Origin of the sequence: Burkholderia sp. M6-3 (genome assembly GCF_050858985.1) — a bacterium.
Taxonomy (GTDB): Bacteria; Pseudomonadota; Gammaproteobacteria; order Burkholderiales; family Burkholderiaceae; genus Paraburkholderia; species Paraburkholderia caledonica.
The window spans coordinates 2742594-2762207 of sequence record NZ_CP110091.1 but is presented as its reverse complement, the minus strand read 5'-3'; the positions used below and the strand labels follow the sequence as shown (position 1 = coordinate 2762207).

Below are 19614 nucleotides of genomic sequence, written 5' to 3'. Positions count from 1 at the left end.
GCGATTCTTCGTGTCTCGTGCCCCTAACAGCAAAATTCATACTATTCGCCCCAAACGCAGCAGTTCTCGCATTTCAGGCCGATATAGCAAGTAGGAATTGCAGCTAGCAATGCAGAAGGCGGAAATAATTGCTGATTTTCTCTCCGTTTGAGGTCTGCGCCGAGTGCGTAGCGCAACGAAGGTCAATGTCAGCATCGCCGGATCTTACGCGTTGAAGCAGGCCAAATCCGAAGTGGAGTTTGGGAAGCGATGTTCTTGATCGTTAGCAGCCCGAACGAAATTCAAAAGCTATTTATCGATTGAGAAAGTCACCATGGTTAAGCGGCGTCAATTCATTGGAGGGCTCGTTGCCCTCGGCGGAAGTTGTGTTCTTAGCGCCTGTGGCGGAGGTGGAGGTGAGGACAGCGAGGTTGTCGCGAGCGCTGCGAGCGGCAATTCCGCCGCGCGTGCCACGGCGCGCACCACCGCCTCGCCTTCGGCAAACGGCACGGCCATGCCGCCCGCCAGCTCCATCATCGACGGCGCGGGCGCGGTGTGGACCATTACGGGCGGCGTACTTTATAAGAACGGTGTAGTAGCAGGAAACAACTATAACGTCGCGCTCGCCATGTACTACACCGGAGCCGTCTACGCCGAAAATACCTCCGGCGAGTTTTACCAATGGAACGGTACGGGCTGGATCAGGTGCGCCGATCCTCGGCTGACCGGCGGCACTTCGGCAGACGGCACCACGATGCCGTCTGCGCCTTACATCATCGACAGTACGGGCGCAAAGTGGACCCTGGTGAACGGCGTTGCGTATAAGAACGGCGTGGTGGCGGGAACGAACTACAACGTATCGCTCGCGCTGTGGTACGGCGGCAAAATATACCTGCGCAATACCAGCGGTCAGTTCTATGTCAACGCCGAAGTCAAGGCTCAATGGCTGGCTTGCTCGGACCCACGCATTACTACCGCACCGGCTGCGGGTTCGTTCTACGGCATGAACGGTCACCACGACTACCTGTACACGCCGGCGCAACTCGTCACTATTCTGAAAACGATGGGCTGCACAATCTATCGTGTCGGCTGCTCGGCGGACTCATCGCAACTGGGCCCAGTGACCGACATTGCGCGGACATTCCAGACGGCGGGGCTCCAGGTGTTCGCCTTGATCCAGCAGGGGATCTACGCCAACGACGGCACTCTCTTTGCAAGCGAGTCGGCGGCTTACAACGCGGGCTTCAATTCCGGCGCGACGGTCGCTCGCGCACTCATGCCATACGGCGTGACGATGTACGAATGCGGCAACGAACTCACCCGTGACAGAGCGATCATTCTCGACGACACCAACGCCGGTACCAAGGCGGCCGACTTCAACAACGTAAACTGGCCGCTTCTGCGCGGCGCCTTGCGCGGCATGATAGACGGCGTGAAGTCAGTACAGCCCTCGGCGAAATGCGGCGTCAATTTTTGCGTGAACGATATCGGCGCATCCGATGCATTGTGGGAAGGCAATCAGCCCGACAGCAGCACTGGTCATCCCAAGGTTCGTTGGGACATCACCACCTGGCATAACTACGAAGTCTACGGCGACATCTTCGCCATTCCCGCCGACGGCCAAAGTCCGGGGTTCGATCTGCCGACGTACTGCAAAGCGCGTTACGGCGTGCCGTTCATCATCAGCGAGTGGAACACAGGTCCGGAGCAGACGCAGGCCTATCGGGCAAATTACATCACGAGCCAGTTGAGCGAGTTCTATTCCGCGAGAAAGACTCACAGCATCCAATCGGTCATGTTGTATGTGCTCGATAGCGGAAACGATACGTACGGCATCATGCTCGACGGGACGCCCATCAATCCGTCGTATAGCGCGTTCACCGGCTTTATAAAAAGCAATCCGGACGTGTGAGAGGGATCGACATTTCGCGGATCAGCGTAGCTCGTTATCCTGCAATGCGCTTGAAGCTGGCGTAGTAATCGTCGGTGTAATAGCAGTCGCTGGTCTGCTTGCGCGGTCCACCACATACGATCCGGCGCTGTCCGCGATCCGTCGAGCCCGGGGTGCGGACTGTGTATGTGTGGTAATAGCCGCGGGGATGCTTGGGCAGCAAAAGCGCGCTGTTACGAAACAACACGCCGTCGTCCGCAAAAGGGAAGGGGCCGCCCGCTGTGATCAGCCGCAGTGTTTCGGCTGCTTCCCCCGGCAACTGTGCCTTGGTGACGGTACCCAGTGCGCCCGTCGATTGCGCGCCTGATGCGGTGGGTGTACCGCTCGCGTCCCGCGCTGGCTGAACCGGCGACTGGCTCGCGGATGCGCCCGATGCCTCAGTGACGTTTTGCGAACCGCCCTTGCCGCATCCGCCGAGGATCGCGCCCATGGCGACGATGCATGAGAAAGCCCACGCGCTTTTCACGAAACGATCCTCCCTCGTTGACCAGCACTCGACGACCAGGATAGATGTAAAGGTATCGCTAATGGCAGAGCGAATCAACGTTCGACCTGAAGTCGGCATTCGGCACGCGACGCCATGCCCCTCCATAAAGCGCCTTCAATTCTCCGTGGCCGGTTCACGCCGCGCGCTCCTGCGCAGGATATCGGCAGGTACACCATACGTCCGGACGAACGCTCGGCGCATACGTTCGCGGTCGGCGAAACCCGTTTCCTGTGCCACCACGTTAATCGTGTGGCGGCCCTGCTCGATCATGAATCTGGCTGCTTCCAGGCGCAGCTGTTCGACAGCTTTGGCGGGCGACTGACCGGTCTCGGTGGCGAAGGCGCGGCTGAACTGGCGCGGGCTGAGGTTTGCGACATTCGCAAGTTCCTCGATGGTGAGCGGATTGCGCAGGTTGCGGCGAATATGCGCGAGGACCAGTTCGATCCGATCGGATTTCGGCGTCATGTCCAGCAGTGCTGAATGCTGCATCTGGCCACCCAATCGCCGCTGATTCATGACAAGAAGCCTGGCAACCATTTTTGCGGCGTCCGGGCCGAGGTCGTTGTCGAGCAAAGCCAGGGCGAGGTCGATCCCCGCCGTCATTCCCGCCGAAGTCCACAGTGGACCGTCGTTGACAAATATCCGGTCTTCTTCCGTGCGGACATTCGGGAAGCGCGCCCTGAATTCGGACGCGTGCGCCCAATGCATGGTGGCGCGTCTGCCATCCAGAAGTCCTGCCTCGCCGAGGACAAATGCGCCACTGCAGATCGAGGCAATCCGTCTGGATGCGCTGGCCGCCTCTTTCACGAACGCAACTACGGGAGCATCGGCAGCGGGCATTTTCATTTCAGTGATAGAGCCCACGATGATCGTGTCGAATGCCGGATCGCCAAACGCTTCGGTTTCCAAGGTCATACCACCCGAAGATACAACCGGACCGCCGTGTTCAGACAGCAGATGGACCTCATAGCACGGGCCTCTCGGCGGCATGTTCGCGATCTCGAACACCGTAAGAGCCGCGAGGCTCATCATCTGAAATCTTCGCGGCACTATGAAGCCAATCCGGTGCATATCTGATTCCGCCCTACGCAGTGTGAACGTGGTGTGAATAAGCGCCGTCTGGGTCGAATTCCCGATAGCGAACTGTGAATCCAGATAACCAGCTTACTGCGCTTGGGCCACGAATGTCATGAATGGTGGCAACAACGACGTGGATCGTAATGGCTTGCGACGTTAAGGTTCAAGCACTTCTCTTAATTGCATCGCAGCTAGCCAAAGGAACATCATCATGTCGAAAGTCATCCGCGCCGCAGCAGTCCAGATCGCGCCTGTCCTGTATAGCCGGGAAGGCACTGTCGACAAAGTCGTCAAAAAGATTCTCGAACTCGGCAAGCAGGGCGTCCAGTTCGCGACGTTTCCCGAAACCGTCGTTCCCTATTATCCGTACTTCTCGTTCATCGAATCGCCTTTTGCAATGGGCGCCGAGCATTACAAGCTGCTCGAACAGGCGGTGACCGTTCCGTCGGATACGACTCGCGCAATCGGCGAAACGGCGCGCCAGGCCGGAATGGTCGTATCGATTGGCGTCAACGAACGCGACGGCGGCACGATCTACAACACGCAACTGTTGTTCGACGCCGACGGCACGCTCGTGCAGCGGCGTCGCAAGCTCTCGCCGACCTATCACGAGCGAATGGTATGGGGAATGGGCGATGGCTCAGGCCTGCGTGCTATTGATACCGCTGTGGGCCGGGTCGGTCAGCTGGCGTGCTGGGAGCACTACAACCCGCTCGCGCGTTACGCGCTGATGGCCGACGGCGAGGAAATCCATTCGGCCATGTATCCGGGGTCGTTCGCCGGAGATCTTTTCTCGGAGCAGATCTCCGTGAACATCCGCCAGCACGCGCTGGAGGCGGGAGCCTTCGTGGTCAACGCGACTGCCTGGCTCACGCCCGAACAGCAACAGCAGATTCTGCACGATACCAATACAACGCAGATTGGCCCGATCTCCAGCGGTTGTTTCACCGCCATCGTCTCACCGGAAGGCGAGTACATGGGTGGCGCGCCGCTGCGTGAAGGAGAGGGCGAGATCATCGCCGATCTGGATTTCTGGCAGATCGACAAACGCAAACGGATGATGGACTCGCGCGGTCATTACAGCCGCCCCGACGTGCTCGGGCTCGTGATCGATCGCACACCGAAGCTGCATGTCATCGAGCGATCGGTGCGCGCAGTTGGAGAAGAGCCAGTCAGCGACCTGGAAGAGATCGCGTGAACCGCGTGTGCAATCGCGCAATACCGTCGTCGAATGCGCATCGCGCGAGTGCGAGGCGCGAGACGCTTGAGAGTCAACTTGGCCACTTCGAGCCATCAATGCAGGAGTAAGCAAAATGGACTTCAACGATGTCATGCTGGAGCGCAACGCCGACTTCGCAAACACCACGTTTGCGCCCGATCTGAAGATGATGCCGTCGACGGGAACGGTGGTGGTCGGCTGTGTCGATCCTCGCGTCGATCCCGCCAATGTCTTGGGTTTGAAGCAGGGTGAGACGGCTGTCATTCGCAATGTCGGCGGCCGGGTGAACAAATCGTTGCTCGAAACGCTTGCAGTACTGAGTGTCGTCGCGAAAGCTGCCGGACGCCCGGATGGCGCGCGCAATCTCGTCCTGCTGCAACACACGGATTGCGGGATTATCGGCTGCTACAAGCACGCGCCCGCTTTGCTCGCGAAGCATCTTGATATCGAGACGGACGCACTCGATAAGCTCGCTGTCACGGAGCCATACGAGGCGGTGGCGCTCGATGTCGCCGCACTGCGCGCGAACAGCAACCTTCCCGATAACCTGGTCGTGTCGGGCCTGGTTTACGACGTCAAGACAGGCCTCGTCGAGGTGGTGGTTCCGCCTTCACCTTTGCGTGAGACGGCAGGCTGAGAGCCGCCTGGGCGAAAAAGCCGGCACTTCGCCGAGCGAAGAGCGTCGCGCACCTGTTCGCATTCCAATCTGGAGTATGAGATGAAGCATGATGTTTATCTGATTACGGGCGCCACCGGTGCAACGGGCGGTGCCGCTATCGAGGAGCTTTTGTCGAGCGGCGCACGCGTGCGCGCTCTGGTCCATCGCGACGACGAGCGCGCCGCATCGTTACGCGCGAGCGGCGTCGAAGTTGTTGTGGGCGATCTGCTCGACAGTCACGCGGTTCAGGCAGCGCTACGCGACGTGACAGGTGCCTATTTCGTATACCCGATCATGCAACCGCAACTCGTCGATGCGATTGCCTATTTTGCTCACGCCGCGAAATTTGCAGGGGTTCGCTCGATCGTCAATATGTCGCAGATTTCCGCGAGCCCCGACGCAAGGAGCCATGCATCGCTTGCGCACTGGTATGGCGAGCGCATATTCGATTGGTCCGGTATCCCCGTTACTCATCTGCGCCCGACACTCTTCATGGAATGGCTGAGTTATGGGTTTCAGCGCTCGGAGATTGCGAACCATAACGTGCTACGCGTTCCTGCCGGGAACGGCCGCCACGCACCGATCGCCGCCGCCGATCAGGGACGTGTGATTGCTCGCATCCTGCTGAACCCTGAGTCTCACGCGGGCAAGACATATCCGTTGTTCGGCGCGGAGGAACTAGATCACGATCAAATGGCGAAAATAGTCGGCGATGCGCTCGACCGCCCAATGCGTTATGAAGCAGAGAGCGTCGAATCGTTCGAGGCGCGTCTCAACCAGTTTGGACTGCCGCCGTATTTCATCCAGCACATTACGTCGGTGTATCGCGGCTATCAGGCGGGCGAGTTCGCCGGCACTAACAATCTGGTCGAACAGATAACGGGCCAAAAGCCGATTTCCGTGCGCGATTACGTCACTGCTAACCGTGATGCTTTTCAGCCGGGAACGCAACGTTAAGCGCCGCTTAGATGTTCGCTCGACGGTCGCCGCGGTTAAGGCGCCGGTGTGCGCCAGACTCGCGGACGAGTCCGGCGCAGCGAAACCAAACCAAACTAAACCCCAGCCGCATCAGATATTCGGATGCTGATCGCGCACGGGGCTCACGGATTCGAGCAATGACGCGATATGGAGGATGGTGGACTCCGCCTGCCAACTGCCGACGATCTGCACGTTGATGGGCAGTGCCTCCTTGCTCGTGCCGAATCGCATCGAAATGCCGGGCAAACCGGTCACGTTGAGCGGAACCGTTGCGCCCTGCAGATACCTGGCGTCAACGGTTTCACCGTTGATCGTGAATGTGTCAACGCCATGTTTGTGCGCAGGGATCGGCAGGACCTGAGTAATCAACGCGTCGTATTTCGTGAAGTATTCGGCGTAGCCGTCCCGCAGACGCTCGGCGGCCTGTTCGGCGTCGATATAGTCCTTCATGGACGTATCAGGCAGCGCGAGCATTGTTCTCGCCATCTTGTACAGTTCGTCCTGACCACGCCCTGCCGTGGCTTCCGCGAACGCTGGCTTCATTTCCATAACGTGCAGACGGTTGAACACATCAAGAGCGAAGTCACGTTCCAGCGCGGGAATGCTGACGGGCTCGACGAGGCAGCCCACGCTCCTGAGCGCTTCCGCCGCCGACTGCACAGTCGCGGCGACTTCGGCATCGACCGGTCCGAAGCCCGGCCCAGCCATCCAGCCCACCCTCAACGGTCGATCATGCGAACGCACGACGCCCGCATCGAATTGCACGGTGCTGCTCGCAAAAGCGTCCTGCCCGTCCGGGCCTGCCAACTGCGAGAAGGCGAGTGCAAGGTCGCGGATGCTACGCGCCATGGGACCTACATGCCAGAAGCGGCGCGGTGCCCGCGGCCAGATGCCGGTCATTGGTACTCGCCCGTGGGTTGCCTTAAGCGAGACGATGCCGGTCTGCGCGGCCGGCCCACGCACCGAGATGGCGAGATCAGTGCCGAGTCCCAGCGGCGACATACCTGCTGCAATGGCCGCCGATTCGCCGCCGCTTGAACCACCAGGTGTCCGGTCAAGGTCCCACGGATTGTTTGACCGACCGCTAAGCAGGTTGTCGCTCTCAATCCAATAAGAGAATTCGGGCAGATTGGTTTTTGCGAGGAGGATGCCGCCTGCCTTTTTCAGCCGCGCAACGCTAACCGCGTCGGCGTCAGGCACGCGCCCTTGGAAAATGGGCGAGCCACGCTGCGTCGGTACACCGGCTGTGTCGATCGAGTCTTTGGCAGTGAAGGGCACACCGTGAAGCGGCCCGCGCGTCTGTCCGGAGAGCACAGCCGCTTCGGCGGCTTGCGCGGCTTTCATTGCATCGTCCGCGACCGTAACAATGGCGTTGACCTTGGGATCGATCGCTTCAATCCGGTCAAGGTGCGCCTGCATGACTTCAACCGGGGAGATTTCGCGCTTGCGGATCAGTTCTGCCAGTCGCGTCGCATCCTGAAAAAAGATTTCCGAGCTCATAACTACCTCTATCAATGGTCGATTCAATGATGTGGACGATACCTACCTAACGTTCGATAGGACGGCGCCGCGTTAAAAAAGCCGACAGCTGGCCGGCCTCGAGTCGTTTTACCTAACGTTTGTTAGGTTGGACTTTAGGCGCTATAATCCGCGCAGTCAACAGTTTTTTGCGGAGACTTCCCATGAAGAATCAGGCCGCTGGAAGTTCGAGCGACAGAATCGTCGTCGCGGCTACAAGAATGGCGCAGGCCCACGGGTACGGCGGACTGAACATTCGCGACCTTGCGCAGGAGGTGGGTATCAAGGCTGCAAGCATCTACCACCACTTCGCAAGCAAGGCCGACCTCGCTGCGGCCGTTGCCAGGCGTTACTGGGAAGATTCCGCGGCGCTCCTGGAAGCGCTTGCGACCTCGTCGGCGGATCCGCTTGTTAGCCTGCGTCGATACCCGGAGACGTTTCGCAAGTCGCTCGAGAGCGACAACCGCATGTGCCTGAGCAGCTTCATGGCCGCAGAGTATGACGATCTCCCCGAAGGAGTGAAAAAAGAGGTTCAGGTTTTCGCGGATGTGAATGTCGCATGGCTGGAAAAAAATCTTCGAGAGGCGAAGATCGTCGACGCACAGCGGGCCCGCCAACGCGCCTGCGCCATTTATGCCGCAGTCGCCGGTGCGCAGCTCATGGCGCGTGGTCGCGCGGACATCGAACTGTTTGACACGCTCATGGATAGTTATAGGCAGGCCGGGTTGTTGCCGGGCTGACGCTTTACCTCGGCGCGTATAGACCCCAATGGCGAAATGCAGGCTGCCGGCGCGATCGGCGTCTGCATTCTCGTGCCGTAACGTCGCCTGAAGACCCTCCCCATTATTGCCATACGCAATGCAGCTATTAAAGTCATTGCATTGCCAGCATGTACGCGGAGCCGTATCTTCGTATGCGTTCAAGGAGACGCATATGAAGATAGCATTTCTAGGGGCCGGAGCGCTGGGTTGCGCAATCGGATCCGCGCTGACCGAAGGCGGCCATGAGACGTGGCTCGTCGACCGGTCTGCCGCGCACGTCGAAGCCATGTCCCGCGACGGTTTGCAAGTCGACGACGAACGCGGCACGCGCCGGGTCAAGGTCCGCGCGACGATGAATCCCGCAGAAGTCGGCCCCGTCGACCTCGTTATCGTGCTGGTCAAGTCCTTTCACACCGATACGGCCATGCGCGGCGCGCTCGATCTCGTCGGTCCGGAAACGGTCGTGCTGTCGCTGCAGAACGGCCTCGGCCACGAAGACGTGCTGAGCGAGATCGTCGGACGCGAGCGCGTGCTCGCCGGCAAGACGTATGTCGGCGGCGTCCTGCGAGGGCCCGGCCATATCCAGGCCGGCGTGACGGGCAAGCTCACGATCATCGGCGAACTCGACGGCCGCATCACGGGCCGTGCGCAAGCGATCGCGGATGCGTTCAGCGCCGCCGGTCTGACGACCACGGTCAGCGACAATATTCTCGGCACGATGTGGGACAAGCTGCTCATCAACGTCGCGACGGGCGCGATCACGGGCATCACGCAGCTCACCTATGGCCAGCTCTACGATGAACCTGTTCTGAAAGCGACGTCGCTCGCGGCCGTAGAAGAAGCAATGGCCGCGGCCGAGGCCGCCGGCATCACGCTTTCCATCACGAATGCCGAAGACGCCTGGAACATGGCCGCCGAAGGCCTTCCGCCCGCGTTCAAGACATCGATGCTGCAAAGCCTCGAAAAGTCTTCGGTAACCGAAATCGACTTTATCAACGGCGCCGTCGTGCGCTGGGGCGAGCGCCTCAACGTGCCGACTCCGGTGAACTCGACACTCGTCGCCTGCATCAAGGGCATCGAACGAGCGATGACGGATCGCCAGAAACAAGGAGCCGGAGCATGAGCGCGACGAGAGGTTATCTGGAACACGTTGCGATCTGGGTGAAGGACATTCACTGGCATATCGGCTTCTTCGACAAGGTGCTCGGCATGACGCTGCGAGAAGTCGACGGCACGCGCGAGGAGCCGCGTCAGTACTGGACGCTGGGTGGTCTGCAGTTCATCAGCGCGCCACAGCATGAGGGCCCCGAGGGGCGGCTCGCACATCTCGGCGTCATGTGCGAAGACCTCGAAGCCGCGCTTGCCGCCGCGCAAGCGTTCGGCGTCACAGAAATGCCGCAGGGCCGCAACTGGCTGCGTCTGCCCGACGGCCTCGCTGTCGAACTCATTCAGGCTAAACCTGCTACGTGCGTCGCGCAGGCGCTGGCGATCAACCCACGCGCGGAGGCGTGAGCATGAGCACCACTACCATCACCGAAAAATACTGGGACGATGCGCGGGAAGGCGACGAGTGCGTGAGCCCCAGCTATACCGTCACGAAAGAACGCATCCTCGCTTATGCCGATCTCACAGGCGATCACACGCCGGTGCATGTCGACGAGGAATACGCCAATGCGAGCCATTTCGGTTCGATCGTCGCGCATGGTCTCTTCGGATTGTCGATTGCCGATGGCCTGAAGACGCAAAGTGACTATCGCTTTCTGCCTGGCATGTCGCTCGGCTGGACGTGGGACTTTTTGTTGCCGATCAAGGCTAACGACGTACTGCATGTGAAGTTCCGCGTCGGCTCGATGCGCGCGAGCAAGAGCCGTCCGGACTGGGGCATCGTCGTGTTGCCGTCGGAATTGATCAACCAGAACGGCGAAGTCGTTCAACGCGGCGAGCATCGTCTGATGATCCCGCGCCGTCCGGGAGCGAAATGATGCAGGCGCGTCCCCTCGAAGGTATCCGTGTCGTCGATTACAGCCACTTTCTCGCCGGTCCCTATGTCGGCCGATGCCTTGCGGCGCTCGGCGCGGAAGTCATCAAGGTCGAGCGTCCCGGCAGCGGCGACGCAGGCCGTCAGCACGCCACCGTCCTCGACGACCAGCAAAGCGCCTATTTCCTGCAGCTCAACATGGGCAAGCGCGGCGTAAGCGTCAACATGAAAGATCCGCGCGGCAAGGCGTTCATGCAGCGTCTGTGCGATTCCGCCGACGTGTTCATCGAGAACTACCGGCCGGGCGCGCTGGACAAGCTCGGGCTCGGGTACGCCGCGTTGTCCGAGCGCAATCCGGGTCTCGTCTACTGCTCGATTTCCGCCTATGGACATACCGGACCGGATGCGCATCGCGCGGGCTTCGGCCTCATTGCGGAAGCGAAGAGCGGCATCATGCAGATGATCGGCAACCCCGGTGAGCCGCCGCCGCTCATGCGCATTTCGCTCGGCGACATGTACACCGGCATCCATGCGGTCGCGGCCGTCAACGCCGCGCTGCTCGGCCGGGTGAAGAGCGGCCGCGGCCAGCACATCGACATGGCGCTGTATGACGCGCTCTTTTCGATGCATGAATATGCGGTGCAGTGCTACACGATGCAAGGCGTGGTGCCGGAGCAAACGGGTCACGACATGCCGACATCGACGTTGTACGGCGTGTTTCGCGCGGCCGACGGCGATCTCGTCATCGCTGCGCAAGTCGATGATTCGTGGAAGCGCTTCGCCACACTCGTCGAGCAACACGGCGGTCCGGCTGGCTTCGGCAACGACGAGCGCTTCCATAGTCTGAACGGACGGAATGCGAACCGCGAGGCCATTCTCGCGGTCGTTCAACCGTGGGTAGCCGCGCGGCCTGTCGCGGAAGTGCTGGCCTTGCTCGACAGCGTCGATGTGCCGAGCGCGAAGGTTCAGCGCATCGATGAAGTCGTCGCCGATCCGCAGATCATCGCGCGTGGCATGGTGATCGAGCAGGAGCATCCGCGCTTCGGAAAACTGCGTCTGCCGAATCTGCCGTTCCGCTTCTCCGACTGCGATACGTCGATACGCGAAGTCGGACCCGATCTCGGGCAGCACAACGAGGAAGTGGCTCAATCGCTGGGCTTCAGCGCGGCCGAGATCGACGCGATGCAAACTGATGGCGTGCTCTTCTCGAAGCCGGGTGCGCCATGAGCGATCGATACGCGGTAATCGGCAATCCGATCGGACATACGAAATCGCCGCTGATCCACAGTCTTTTCGCGGAGGAGACCGGACAGGACATGACGTATGACGCCATCGAAGGGCCACTGAAGCCGGCCAATGCGTTCGACGATGCGGTGAGAACTTTCATCGCTGCGGGCGGCAAGGGCATGAACGTCACTGCGCCGTTCAAGCTACAGGCATTCGCCATGGCCGACGAGCGCAGCGAAAGAGCTGCTCTCGCGGGGGCCGTCAACGCGATGAAGTTCGAGAACGGGCGCATCGTGGCGGAGAACTTCGACGGCGTCGGACTCGTGCGTGACATTGAAATCAACCTGCATCAGCCGATGGCGGGCAAGCGCGTGCTGGTCCTGGGCGCGGGCGGAGCGGTGCGCGGCGCGTTGCTGCCGTTCATCGCGACGCGGCCTGCAAGACTCGTCATCGCTAACCGGCACGTGGACAAGGCGAAGGCACTCGTTGAACAGGTTGCCGCGGACGCAACGCTCATCGCGTGTGGCTATTCGGAGCTTGAATCGATGGGACAGTTCGACCTCGTCGTCAACGCGACGTCTGCGAGCCTGACCGGACAACGGCCGCCTGTCCCGCCGAGTGTCTTCAGCGCGAGCGGCACGGCCTATGAACTCGCGTACGGAAAGGGCCTTACGCCGTTCCTGCGGCTAGCGCGTCACGCGGGCGTGCAAGGTGTCGCGGATGGCGTCGGCATGCTGGTCGAACAGGCCGCCGAAGCATTCGCATGGTGGCGAGGCGTGCGTCCGCGCACGCACGCGATCATCGACCAGCTCACGGTTCCGCTGGATTGACGCGACGAAGAAACGCCGCGTGCAAACGGAGACTGATGACGGGCTTTCGTTATCGCGAGTAGGCTGTGGCTTATAACCGATCGTCGCGTTCGCTATCGTGTTCAATCTGATCTCGATGTGGGCGATTCACGCCGGCTCGGAGGACACGGAGAGTGATATGAAGAAAACGCGTATCGCCGTAGCGGGTGCCGGCTATATCGGTCTCGAGCATATTCGTGTCGTCCGGGAAAGCGCGACTTGCGTCCTGTCGGCGGTGGTCGGTCCGTCGGTCGCGGCGGCCGACATTGCCGCGAAAGCACATGTGCCGCATTACCGCTCGCTCGATGAACTCTTCAAGAAAGACCGCCCCGACGGGGTGGTTCTTGCAACGCCGAACACCCTTCACCTCGAACACGCGCGCTTGAGCATGCAGGCAGGTGTGCCGATGCTGCTGGAGAAGCCTATAGCGTCCACGGTGGAGGAGGCCGAAGCGCTCGTCGCCGATGCCGACCGCTATGGCGCGAGCGTGCTGATCGGTCATCACCGCGCGCACAGTCCGATCATGGCGCGCGCAAAGGCGATCATCGACGAAGGCAGGCTCGGCTCGATAGTCGCGGTGGTGGGCAGCGCAATGTTCTTCAAGCCCGACCAGTATTTCGAGGACGCGCCGTGGCGCAAGGAACCGGGCGCAGGCCCGATTCTGCTCAACATGATTCACGACATCCACAACCTGCGGATGCTATGCGGTGACATCGTGGCAGTGCAGGCATTTTCGTCAAACGCGACGCGCGGCTTTGCAGTCGAGGATACCGTCGCCGTCAATCTGCGTTTCGCGAGCGGCGCACTCGGCACATTCCTGTTATCGGATACGGCCGCCAGTGCGCGGAGTTGGGAACAGACCTCGCAAGAAAACAAGGCATACACATCCTACTCTGACGAAGACTGTTATGTGATCGCCGGCACGTTCGGATCATTGTCGATTCCGACGATGCGCCTCAAGACCTACGGGAAAGCTGAGGATCGATCCTGGTGGAAGCCGTTCGATGTCAGCGTGGAGGACGTGATGCACGACGATCCTCTCAAGTATCAGATGGAACACTTCGGGCAAGTCGTGCGAGGCGAAGCGGAACCAATCGTCACCGCGCGCGATGGCCTACGAAATCTGCGCATTACCGAAGCGATCGTGATGGCAGCTAAAACCGGCGCCGTTGTCGAAACGACGCAAGTCTAAACATCGTATGGATAACTCATGAAAACTTTCCTCATGCTGCACGGCATTAACCACAACATGTTCGGCAAGCGCGATCCGGTTCAATACGGAACTGCCACGCTTGCCGATATCGATGCTCGACTTCAGGCGCTGGCCACGGAGCTTGGCGTGACGGTGGAGAGTTACCAGACAAACAGTGAAGGGGACATGTGTGCGCGGATTCATCAGGCTTTCGTCGATAAAGTCGATGGCGTACTGATCAATGCCGGCGCATGGACGCATTATAGCTATGGCATTCGGGACGCCCTCGCCATCCTGACGGTACCCATCGTGGAGATTCATATGTCGAACATTCACGCGCGCGAAGCCTTTCGCCATCATTCGGTGTTCGCCGAAATCGTGAAGGGGCAGATTTGCGGTTTTGGTATAGACAGCTACTCGCTAGGACTGCGGGCGGCAGTGGCGGCTGCCGCCTGATAGCTGATGCGTCGGGGCGGGGCGCGGCGCGCAAACGCCGCGCGATATACAGGGATGCGCCCATGCACGTGGTGCAATGAATACAATGGCGACATTACGTTCGACAATATCGCCATGAACAGTCCCGAGCTACCTGATCTCAAGCTGCTGCAGCTCTTCGACCTGCTGTACGACGTGCGGAGCGTCACGCGCGCTGCCGAGCAACTTGGGCAGAGTCAGCCCACGGTCAGCATCTGGCTGGGGCGCCTACGGGAACACCTGCAGGACCCGTTGTTCGTCCGGACGCCGGGCGGGATGACGCCGACGCCGCAGGCGGATGCACTGATCGGACCGTGCAGGCAGATCCTTGAGTCGCTTCGTCGGTTTTCAGCGTGGGAGATATCGTTCGATCCAAACACGGCAAAGCGTCGCTTTCGCATCTGCATGACAGATGCGAGTCACATCACGCTGCTTCCCAGGATGCTGGCACACGTGCGCGCCCACGCGCCGGGCATTCGGCTGGAAGCCGCGAGAATCGATGGAAACACGGAGCGCGCGCTCGAATCCGGCGAAGCCGATCTGGCGATCGGGCATATACCGTGGCTTGGCGGCGGCATGTATCAGCAACAGCTCTATATGCAGGATTGGGTCTGTCTCGCCAATCCTGACCATCCGCGTGTGCGCACCAGGCTCAGCATCAAGCAGTACTGTCGCGAGGGGCACGTGATCATTGCCGGCGGGACAGGCGCACAATTGCTGGAGCAGGCGTTGTTGCGCGAGAACATAGAACGCGACGTCGTGCTAGAGCTTCCGGGCATGCTCGGGCTGGGCTCGATCATCAAGTCGACTGATCTAATCGCCACGTTGCCGCGAAACATTGGGGAGACATTGGCAAGAGTGAACGACATTGCGGTCCATTCCTGTCCGTTCCAGGTCGATAAATTTGCGGTGCGGCAGCATTGGCATGCGAAGTACCATCACGAGGCGGGCAATCGCTGGTTGCGCTCCGTTGTGGCCGACCTGTTTTCAAGTAGAAGTTAGTGTCGTGTGAGCCGACACACATCGCACGCTCTCAGGCCGTAGATATCTTGCCTGCAAGACGCAGCACATCTTCCAGATCGTCGAGACCGACCGGTTTGGTCAGATGCAGATCGAAGCCCGCTGCTGCGGTCCGCGCGCGGTCCTCGCTGGTGCCGAGTCCTGTCATTGCCGCGATCACCGCGCCGGGCTCCTGCAGGGCTGCGCGGATCTGCGGTAACGCATCGAAGCCGGTGACCTTCGGCATCGAAAGATCGAGAAGGACAAGCGCTGGCTGCCACTGTTTCGCGAGCTCGACGGCAGCGGCGCCGTCGTACACCGCGCGCGCTTCATGACCGAGCACTTCGACAAGCGCCGCCATGCTGTCGGCAGAGTCGTTGTTGTCGTCGACAACGAGTACGCGCACGTTTGCTTGTTGCGGTGCGACGGGCGGATTCTCGCGGGTCTCTTCGTCGGCAACGTCGCTTTCGTACCCCGGCAGCCATACTGTGAACGAACTGCCTTTACCGCGTCCTGCACTACGCGCGTCGATATGCCCGCCGTGCAGATCCACAATTGCACGCGCGAGCGTAAGTCCAATGCCAAGACCGCTCTTATCGGCCTGTTCTTCGGTCGGCGTTTCCTGCACGAACAGATTGAACATCGCATCGATCGCATCGGGCTCGATGCCGCGGCCGGGGTCGTCGATACGAATAGCGAGTAGCCGTGCTGATCGAAATACCGTCAAGTCGATCGACGCATCAATGGGACTGAACTTCGATGCGTTGTTCAGCAGGTTCTGCACGACCTGCACGAGGCGCGTAAGGTCGCCGTTCACGCGCATCGGCTCTTCGGGCATCGACACGTTCAATGTCTGGTCGCGCGCGGCGAGAAGCGGCGCACTGCCTTCTATACTGAGCTGAACGACTGCCTGCAACGCGCACGGCGTAGGCGTGATGTGCACGCGCCCGAGTGTCACGCGCCCGGCGTCGAGCAGATCGTCGACCAGACGGGTGAGGTGCGACAGCTGGCGGTCGATAAGTTCGTGTTCCGGCAGAAATGCTTCGTGGCCCTTCGATTTGAGCTGCAGCATGCTAACCGCGTTGCGCAGTGGAGCGAGGGGGTTACGCAATTCATGCCCGAGCAGGCCGAGGAACTGGCTCATACGCTGGCTGGATGCTTCGAGTTCTTCCATGCGCCGCCGCCGCGACATATCGCGCGTGATCTTCGCAAAGCCTTGCAGCGCGCCGTTGGGATCGCGCAGCGCTGTGACGATGGTGTTGGCCCAGAAGTTCGTGCCGTTCTTGCGCACACGCCACTCTTCCATTTCGCTGCGGCCTTCGCGCGCGGCCTGGTCGAGGTCTTTCCGCGGCCTGCCCACTGCCACGTCTTCGGGCGTGTAAAAAAGCGAGTGTGGCTTGCCGATTACCTCGTCGGCCTGGTAGCCCATTACATGGACGGACCCGGCACTCCATGTGGTGATGAGCCCGTCAGCGTCGAGCAACGTGATGGCGTAATCGCTGATCGCATCGACAAGCACACGAAAGCGCTTGTCGAGATCGCGCGCATTAAAGCGCTCGGTGATGTCGCGCACGAAGTATGCGAGTTCTTTACTGCCGTCATACTGCACAGCGGCCACGGAAAGCTCTGCCGGGAATTCGCTGCCGTCGCTTCGTGCCGCAGTCAGTTCCGTGCGCGGACTGTGTCCGGACTCCTTCTGATCGAACGCGAAGATGTCCAGCTTAGCGTACTCGGCCTTGCAGCGTTCGGGGAACAGCAGTGACAGCATCGGCTGGCCGATCACGGCGTCGCGCGAATAGCCGAAGGTGCGGTTCGCCGCGTCGTTCCAGTCGATAATGATGCCGTTCGAGTCCGTACAGATGAAAGCGTCGTGAGTAGTGTCGAGCACGAGTCTGCGGCGGCGCAGGGAGGAGGCGAGTCTTTTGTCTGCGGCTTCGCGCAGACCGATTTCGGTGCGCAGCTTGGCAATGGTGATTGCGTTTTCTTCGATCAGCGTCTGGTTCTCGGCAAATACGCGCTGATGCGCCATACCGGACGCGACGAGCGAAGTGATCCTCTCAAGAGTTTCAATGTCTTCGGCAGAGAACGCATCGTGCGTGTCGGCCATCAGCTTGACCACGCCGGCCACTTCCGCGTGGTAGGCAAGCGGCGCGACGATCATCGAAGCGGCTCCGACTCGCTCGCACGCCCGCCTGTCGACGCGAGGGTCGTTAGAAGTGTTGCGGCAATAGAGCAGCTTGTTCTCGACAGAGCACAGACCCGAGAGACTCCCCTCGCGCTTCAGGCGCAAACCGACGTGCCGCGCTATCGACCCGCTGCATGCGCGGTACACCATGTCGTCGCCGTCGACCCATTCCACTACCGATGCGTGCGCCGCGGGCACCAGATCGAGCAGCGCGTCGGTGACCACGGAAAAGAAGGTATCCAGATTCAGCTTGGTCGCCGCGATCTTCGAGTGGGCGTTAATAAGTTTGAGCAGCCGTGCGTTGGTAGAACGCTCGGCTGCGAGTTGTACGGCGATATCGCTTTCGACTTGCGGATCTTGACTTGCGGTCATCTTCAGTAACTCCATGCGAGCGGCGCTCGCGTGGCAGAGTAAAACACAGGCGATCTGAAATATTTATACACGTTTGCACGAGCAAGGTATGAGCCAAGCCGCAATTATGCTAAAGGCATGTCGTGACATGTGCGTGAGGTCCAAGGGACAATAGTAGCGGACCGCTTTGTTGGCAAGCCTACCGCGCGATTCCTTTCATGGTTCATAAAGTTCGGCAAACACACGGCGCTCCACACTATCCTAAGTACTCCGGATGAATACATTGGATTTGTAAAGCGCACTCGAAATGACCTTGATCGACAGAACGCGCGCACGAGCGCCTTTTAGGCGAACACGCTGTTTTGCATCAGGTATCGACAATGGCGAAAAAGCGAAATCGATGTTGATAGGTAACTTGCCGGTTGTCCACAGCGGGAACATTGCTGTCCATTGCCCGGCGGCTTGGTATTGAGTTTGAATCTTTTTGGGTCATCAGTGCAGTGGTTGCCGCGCTCGGGGACCGCGCCAATTCACGCAACCGCGCTCCCATCTTAACGGCACACGGCCAGCGACGTCGAACATGGCTCGGCCAACGGTCAGGTCGCGCTATTTTTCGGTATAAATTACGCGTCGTTTGATGTGTTCAGGTAAAAACAGGGTTTTTCTGGATACAAGGCATCGCGTCAGCGGACGATAGTGTGTACATGTTTAATTCGTCGGAGCAAAGCCGTGGCAGCGGGATTTCTTACTCATCAACAAATCTTCGATGCGAGCGTGGCGCATCTCATGAACCAAGGCAACGCTGCGCTGCTTCCGCGTGGCGGCGGAGCGTACCGCGGCCGTTGCGGCGGATGTCCGATCGGCGCACTGATCCGTCCGATTGATTACCGCACGTCGATGGAAGGCGTGCCGGTTCGCTATGTCCTCGCCGAGGCGCTGCAGATTCCCGCCTACATGGACGCAGGGGTCGCTGCACTCAAGCGCGCACTGTTGCGCGCCCGCCTCAATATCTATTCGCCACAAACCGTCGAACTGTTGAGCTGTCTGCAGAACGTTCACGACGTCTTCGGCATCTGGGAATGGGACGAGCGGCTGCGCTCTATCGCGCGCAGATTCGGGCTGTCAGTGCGTAGTTTGCAGCGCGCTGCGTGAAGATGCGGAGCAACTCCATGACAAGCCTCCAACAGATCTTCGCGACGGTGCGCTCGCATCTTCTCGCGCAAATGGCAGTGTCCGAAGACGACAGCGGCAGTTGTCGGTTGCGTGGGCGCGATGGCCGCCGCTGCGCGATCGGCGCGCTGATCCACGACGAGCACTATTCGCCCGCGTTGGAAGAATTCGGCATTGGGTATTACCAGGCGGGCGAGGGTGGTCCATTGCTCCACGCGTTGGCGATGTCAGGCGTCAACGCCTACGAACCACGCGTTATCGCGCTTCTGCAAGACCTGGAAGACGTCCACGATGGGGGCGACGTGGCGCAGTGGCACGAACAGTTCGAGGATGTCGCGCGGCGACATCTGCACGAGCATGCAGTCGAAACCGCAGCCTGGCCAGAGTTGGCAGAAGCCGCGTAAAGCTCGCTGCAATCGCGCCGGTCGCGCAGACAGATCGTCATGCGCGGTTAAGGCGAACGCAGCGAAATTCACGCCTTCGGTGGCCGTATTAGCGTGTGACGCACGCAGGGTAAGAGAGCTCGATCAGCAGCCGCTTATGAAGATGCCCGATCTGGTCG

At 60.2% G+C, this 19614-nt stretch carries 19 protein-coding genes; 15 read left to right on the top strand and 4 right to left on the bottom strand.

The features are described 5' to 3' along the window. Positions 1-313 precede the first annotated feature (313 nt). The gene (locus OH764_RS30000; protein WP_498849677.1) at positions 314-1891 is read left to right on the top strand and encodes a hypothetical protein; all 1578 of its coding nucleotides are present in this window, start codon (positions 314-316) and stop codon (positions 1889-1891) included. Positions 1892-1925: 34 nt separating this feature from the next. Here the strand turns inward: OH764_RS30000 and OH764_RS29995 are convergent, their stop codons facing one another. Both OH764_RS29995 and OH764_RS29990 read right to left on the bottom strand, forming a co-directional pair. Then, on the bottom strand, positions 1926-2396 hold the full coding sequence (locus OH764_RS29995) for a ribonuclease (protein ID WP_498849676.1): 471 nt from the start codon (positions 2394-2396) through the stop codon (positions 1926-1928). A gap of 135 nt (positions 2397-2531) precedes the next feature. Continuing rightward, on the bottom strand, positions 2532-3488 hold the full coding sequence (locus OH764_RS29990) for a GlxA family transcriptional regulator (protein WP_498849675.1): 957 nt from the start codon (positions 3486-3488) through the stop codon (positions 2532-2534). Positions 3489-3705: 217 nt separating this feature from the next. Between OH764_RS29990 and OH764_RS29985 the strand changes: the two genes are divergently transcribed. The 3 genes from OH764_RS29985 (at position 3706) to OH764_RS29975 (ending at position 6328) form a co-directional block, all read left to right on the top strand. Further along, on the top strand, positions 3706-4692 hold the full coding sequence (locus OH764_RS29985) for a carbon-nitrogen hydrolase family protein (protein WP_498849674.1): 987 nt from the start codon (positions 3706-3708) through the stop codon (positions 4690-4692). 115 nt (positions 4693-4807) lie between these two features. Continuing rightward, a complete protein-coding gene (locus OH764_RS29980; protein ID WP_498849673.1) occupies positions 4808-5350 on the top strand; it encodes a carbonic anhydrase in 543 nt (180 codons plus the stop codon). An 81-nt stretch (positions 5351-5431) separates the two neighbouring features. Beyond that, positions 5432-6328 carry a Rossmann-fold NAD(P)-binding domain-containing protein gene (locus OH764_RS29975; RefSeq protein WP_498849672.1) on the top strand — a complete coding sequence of 299 codons (897 nt, stop codon included), beginning with the start codon at positions 5432-5434 and terminating at the stop codon, positions 6326-6328. A gap of 111 nt (positions 6329-6439) precedes the next feature. On the opposite strand, the gene OH764_RS29970 is transcribed toward OH764_RS29975, so the two are convergent. After that, on the bottom strand, positions 6440-7849 hold the full coding sequence (locus OH764_RS29970; protein WP_498849671.1) for an amidase: 1410 nt from the start codon (positions 7847-7849) through the stop codon (positions 6440-6442). Between the two features lie 182 nt (positions 7850-8031). Between OH764_RS29970 and OH764_RS29965 the strand changes: the two genes are divergently transcribed. From OH764_RS29965 to OH764_RS29925, 9 genes are all read left to right on the top strand, one after another. Beyond that, positions 8032-8607: a TetR/AcrR family transcriptional regulator gene (locus OH764_RS29965; protein ID WP_498849670.1), complete on the top strand. Its 576-nt coding sequence runs from the start codon at positions 8032-8034 to the stop codon at positions 8605-8607. Positions 8608-8800: 193 nt separating this feature from the next. After that, positions 8801-9751 (top strand): ketopantoate reductase family protein, encoded by a 951-nt coding sequence (locus OH764_RS29960; protein WP_498849669.1) that lies wholly within the window; start codon positions 8801-8803, stop codon positions 9749-9751. After that, positions 9748-10140 (top strand): VOC family protein, encoded by a 393-nt coding sequence (locus OH764_RS29955; RefSeq protein ID WP_498849668.1) that lies wholly within the window; start codon positions 9748-9750, stop codon positions 10138-10140. Before OH764_RS29960 ends, OH764_RS29955 begins: the two co-directional genes overlap by 4 nt. 2 nt (positions 10141-10142) lie before the next feature. Continuing rightward, positions 10143-10610, top strand: coding sequence for a MaoC family dehydratase (locus tag OH764_RS29950; protein ID WP_020066713.1), 468 nt, complete (start codon positions 10143-10145; stop codon positions 10608-10610). Then, positions 10610-11833, top strand: a complete 1224-nt coding sequence (locus tag OH764_RS29945) for a CaiB/BaiF CoA transferase family protein (RefSeq protein WP_498851329.1) — start codon at positions 10610-10612, stop codon at positions 11831-11833. Before OH764_RS29950 ends, OH764_RS29945 begins: the two co-directional genes overlap by 1 nt. After that, positions 11830-12663: a shikimate dehydrogenase gene (gene aroE, locus OH764_RS29940; RefSeq protein WP_498849667.1), complete on the top strand. Its 834-nt coding sequence runs from the start codon at positions 11830-11832 to the stop codon at positions 12661-12663. Before OH764_RS29945 ends, aroE begins: the two co-directional genes overlap by 4 nt. Before the next feature lie 157 nt (positions 12664-12820). Next, positions 12821-13873: a Gfo/Idh/MocA family protein gene (locus OH764_RS29935; RefSeq protein WP_498849666.1), complete on the top strand. Its 1053-nt coding sequence runs from the start codon at positions 12821-12823 to the stop codon at positions 13871-13873. Between the two features lie 18 nt (positions 13874-13891). After that, positions 13892-14329 carry a type II 3-dehydroquinate dehydratase gene (gene aroQ / locus OH764_RS29930; RefSeq protein WP_498849665.1) on the top strand — a complete coding sequence of 146 codons (438 nt, stop codon included), beginning with the start codon at positions 13892-13894 and terminating at the stop codon, positions 14327-14329. Between the two features lie 114 nt (positions 14330-14443). Continuing rightward, positions 14444-15349 carry a LysR family transcriptional regulator gene (locus OH764_RS29925; protein WP_498849664.1) on the top strand — a complete coding sequence of 302 codons (906 nt, stop codon included), beginning with the start codon at positions 14444-14446 and terminating at the stop codon, positions 15347-15349. Between the two features lie 31 nt (positions 15350-15380). Here OH764_RS29925 and OH764_RS29920 read toward each other — a convergent pair whose 3' ends face one another. Beyond that, a complete protein-coding gene (locus tag OH764_RS29920; RefSeq protein ID WP_498849663.1) occupies positions 15381-17903 on the bottom strand; it encodes a PAS domain S-box protein in 2523 nt (840 codons plus the stop codon). 765 nt (positions 17904-18668) lie between these two features. Between OH764_RS29920 and OH764_RS29915 the strand changes: the two genes are divergently transcribed. Further along, a complete protein-coding gene (locus tag OH764_RS29915) occupies positions 18669-19034 on the top strand; it encodes a hypothetical protein (protein ID WP_498849662.1) in 366 nt (121 codons plus the stop codon). Positions 19035-19051: 17 nt separating this feature from the next. Beyond that, positions 19052-19456: a hypothetical protein gene (locus OH764_RS29910; protein WP_498849661.1), complete on the top strand. Its 405-nt coding sequence runs from the start codon at positions 19052-19054 to the stop codon at positions 19454-19456. The last annotated feature ends 158 nt before the right edge of the window (positions 19457-19614 follow it).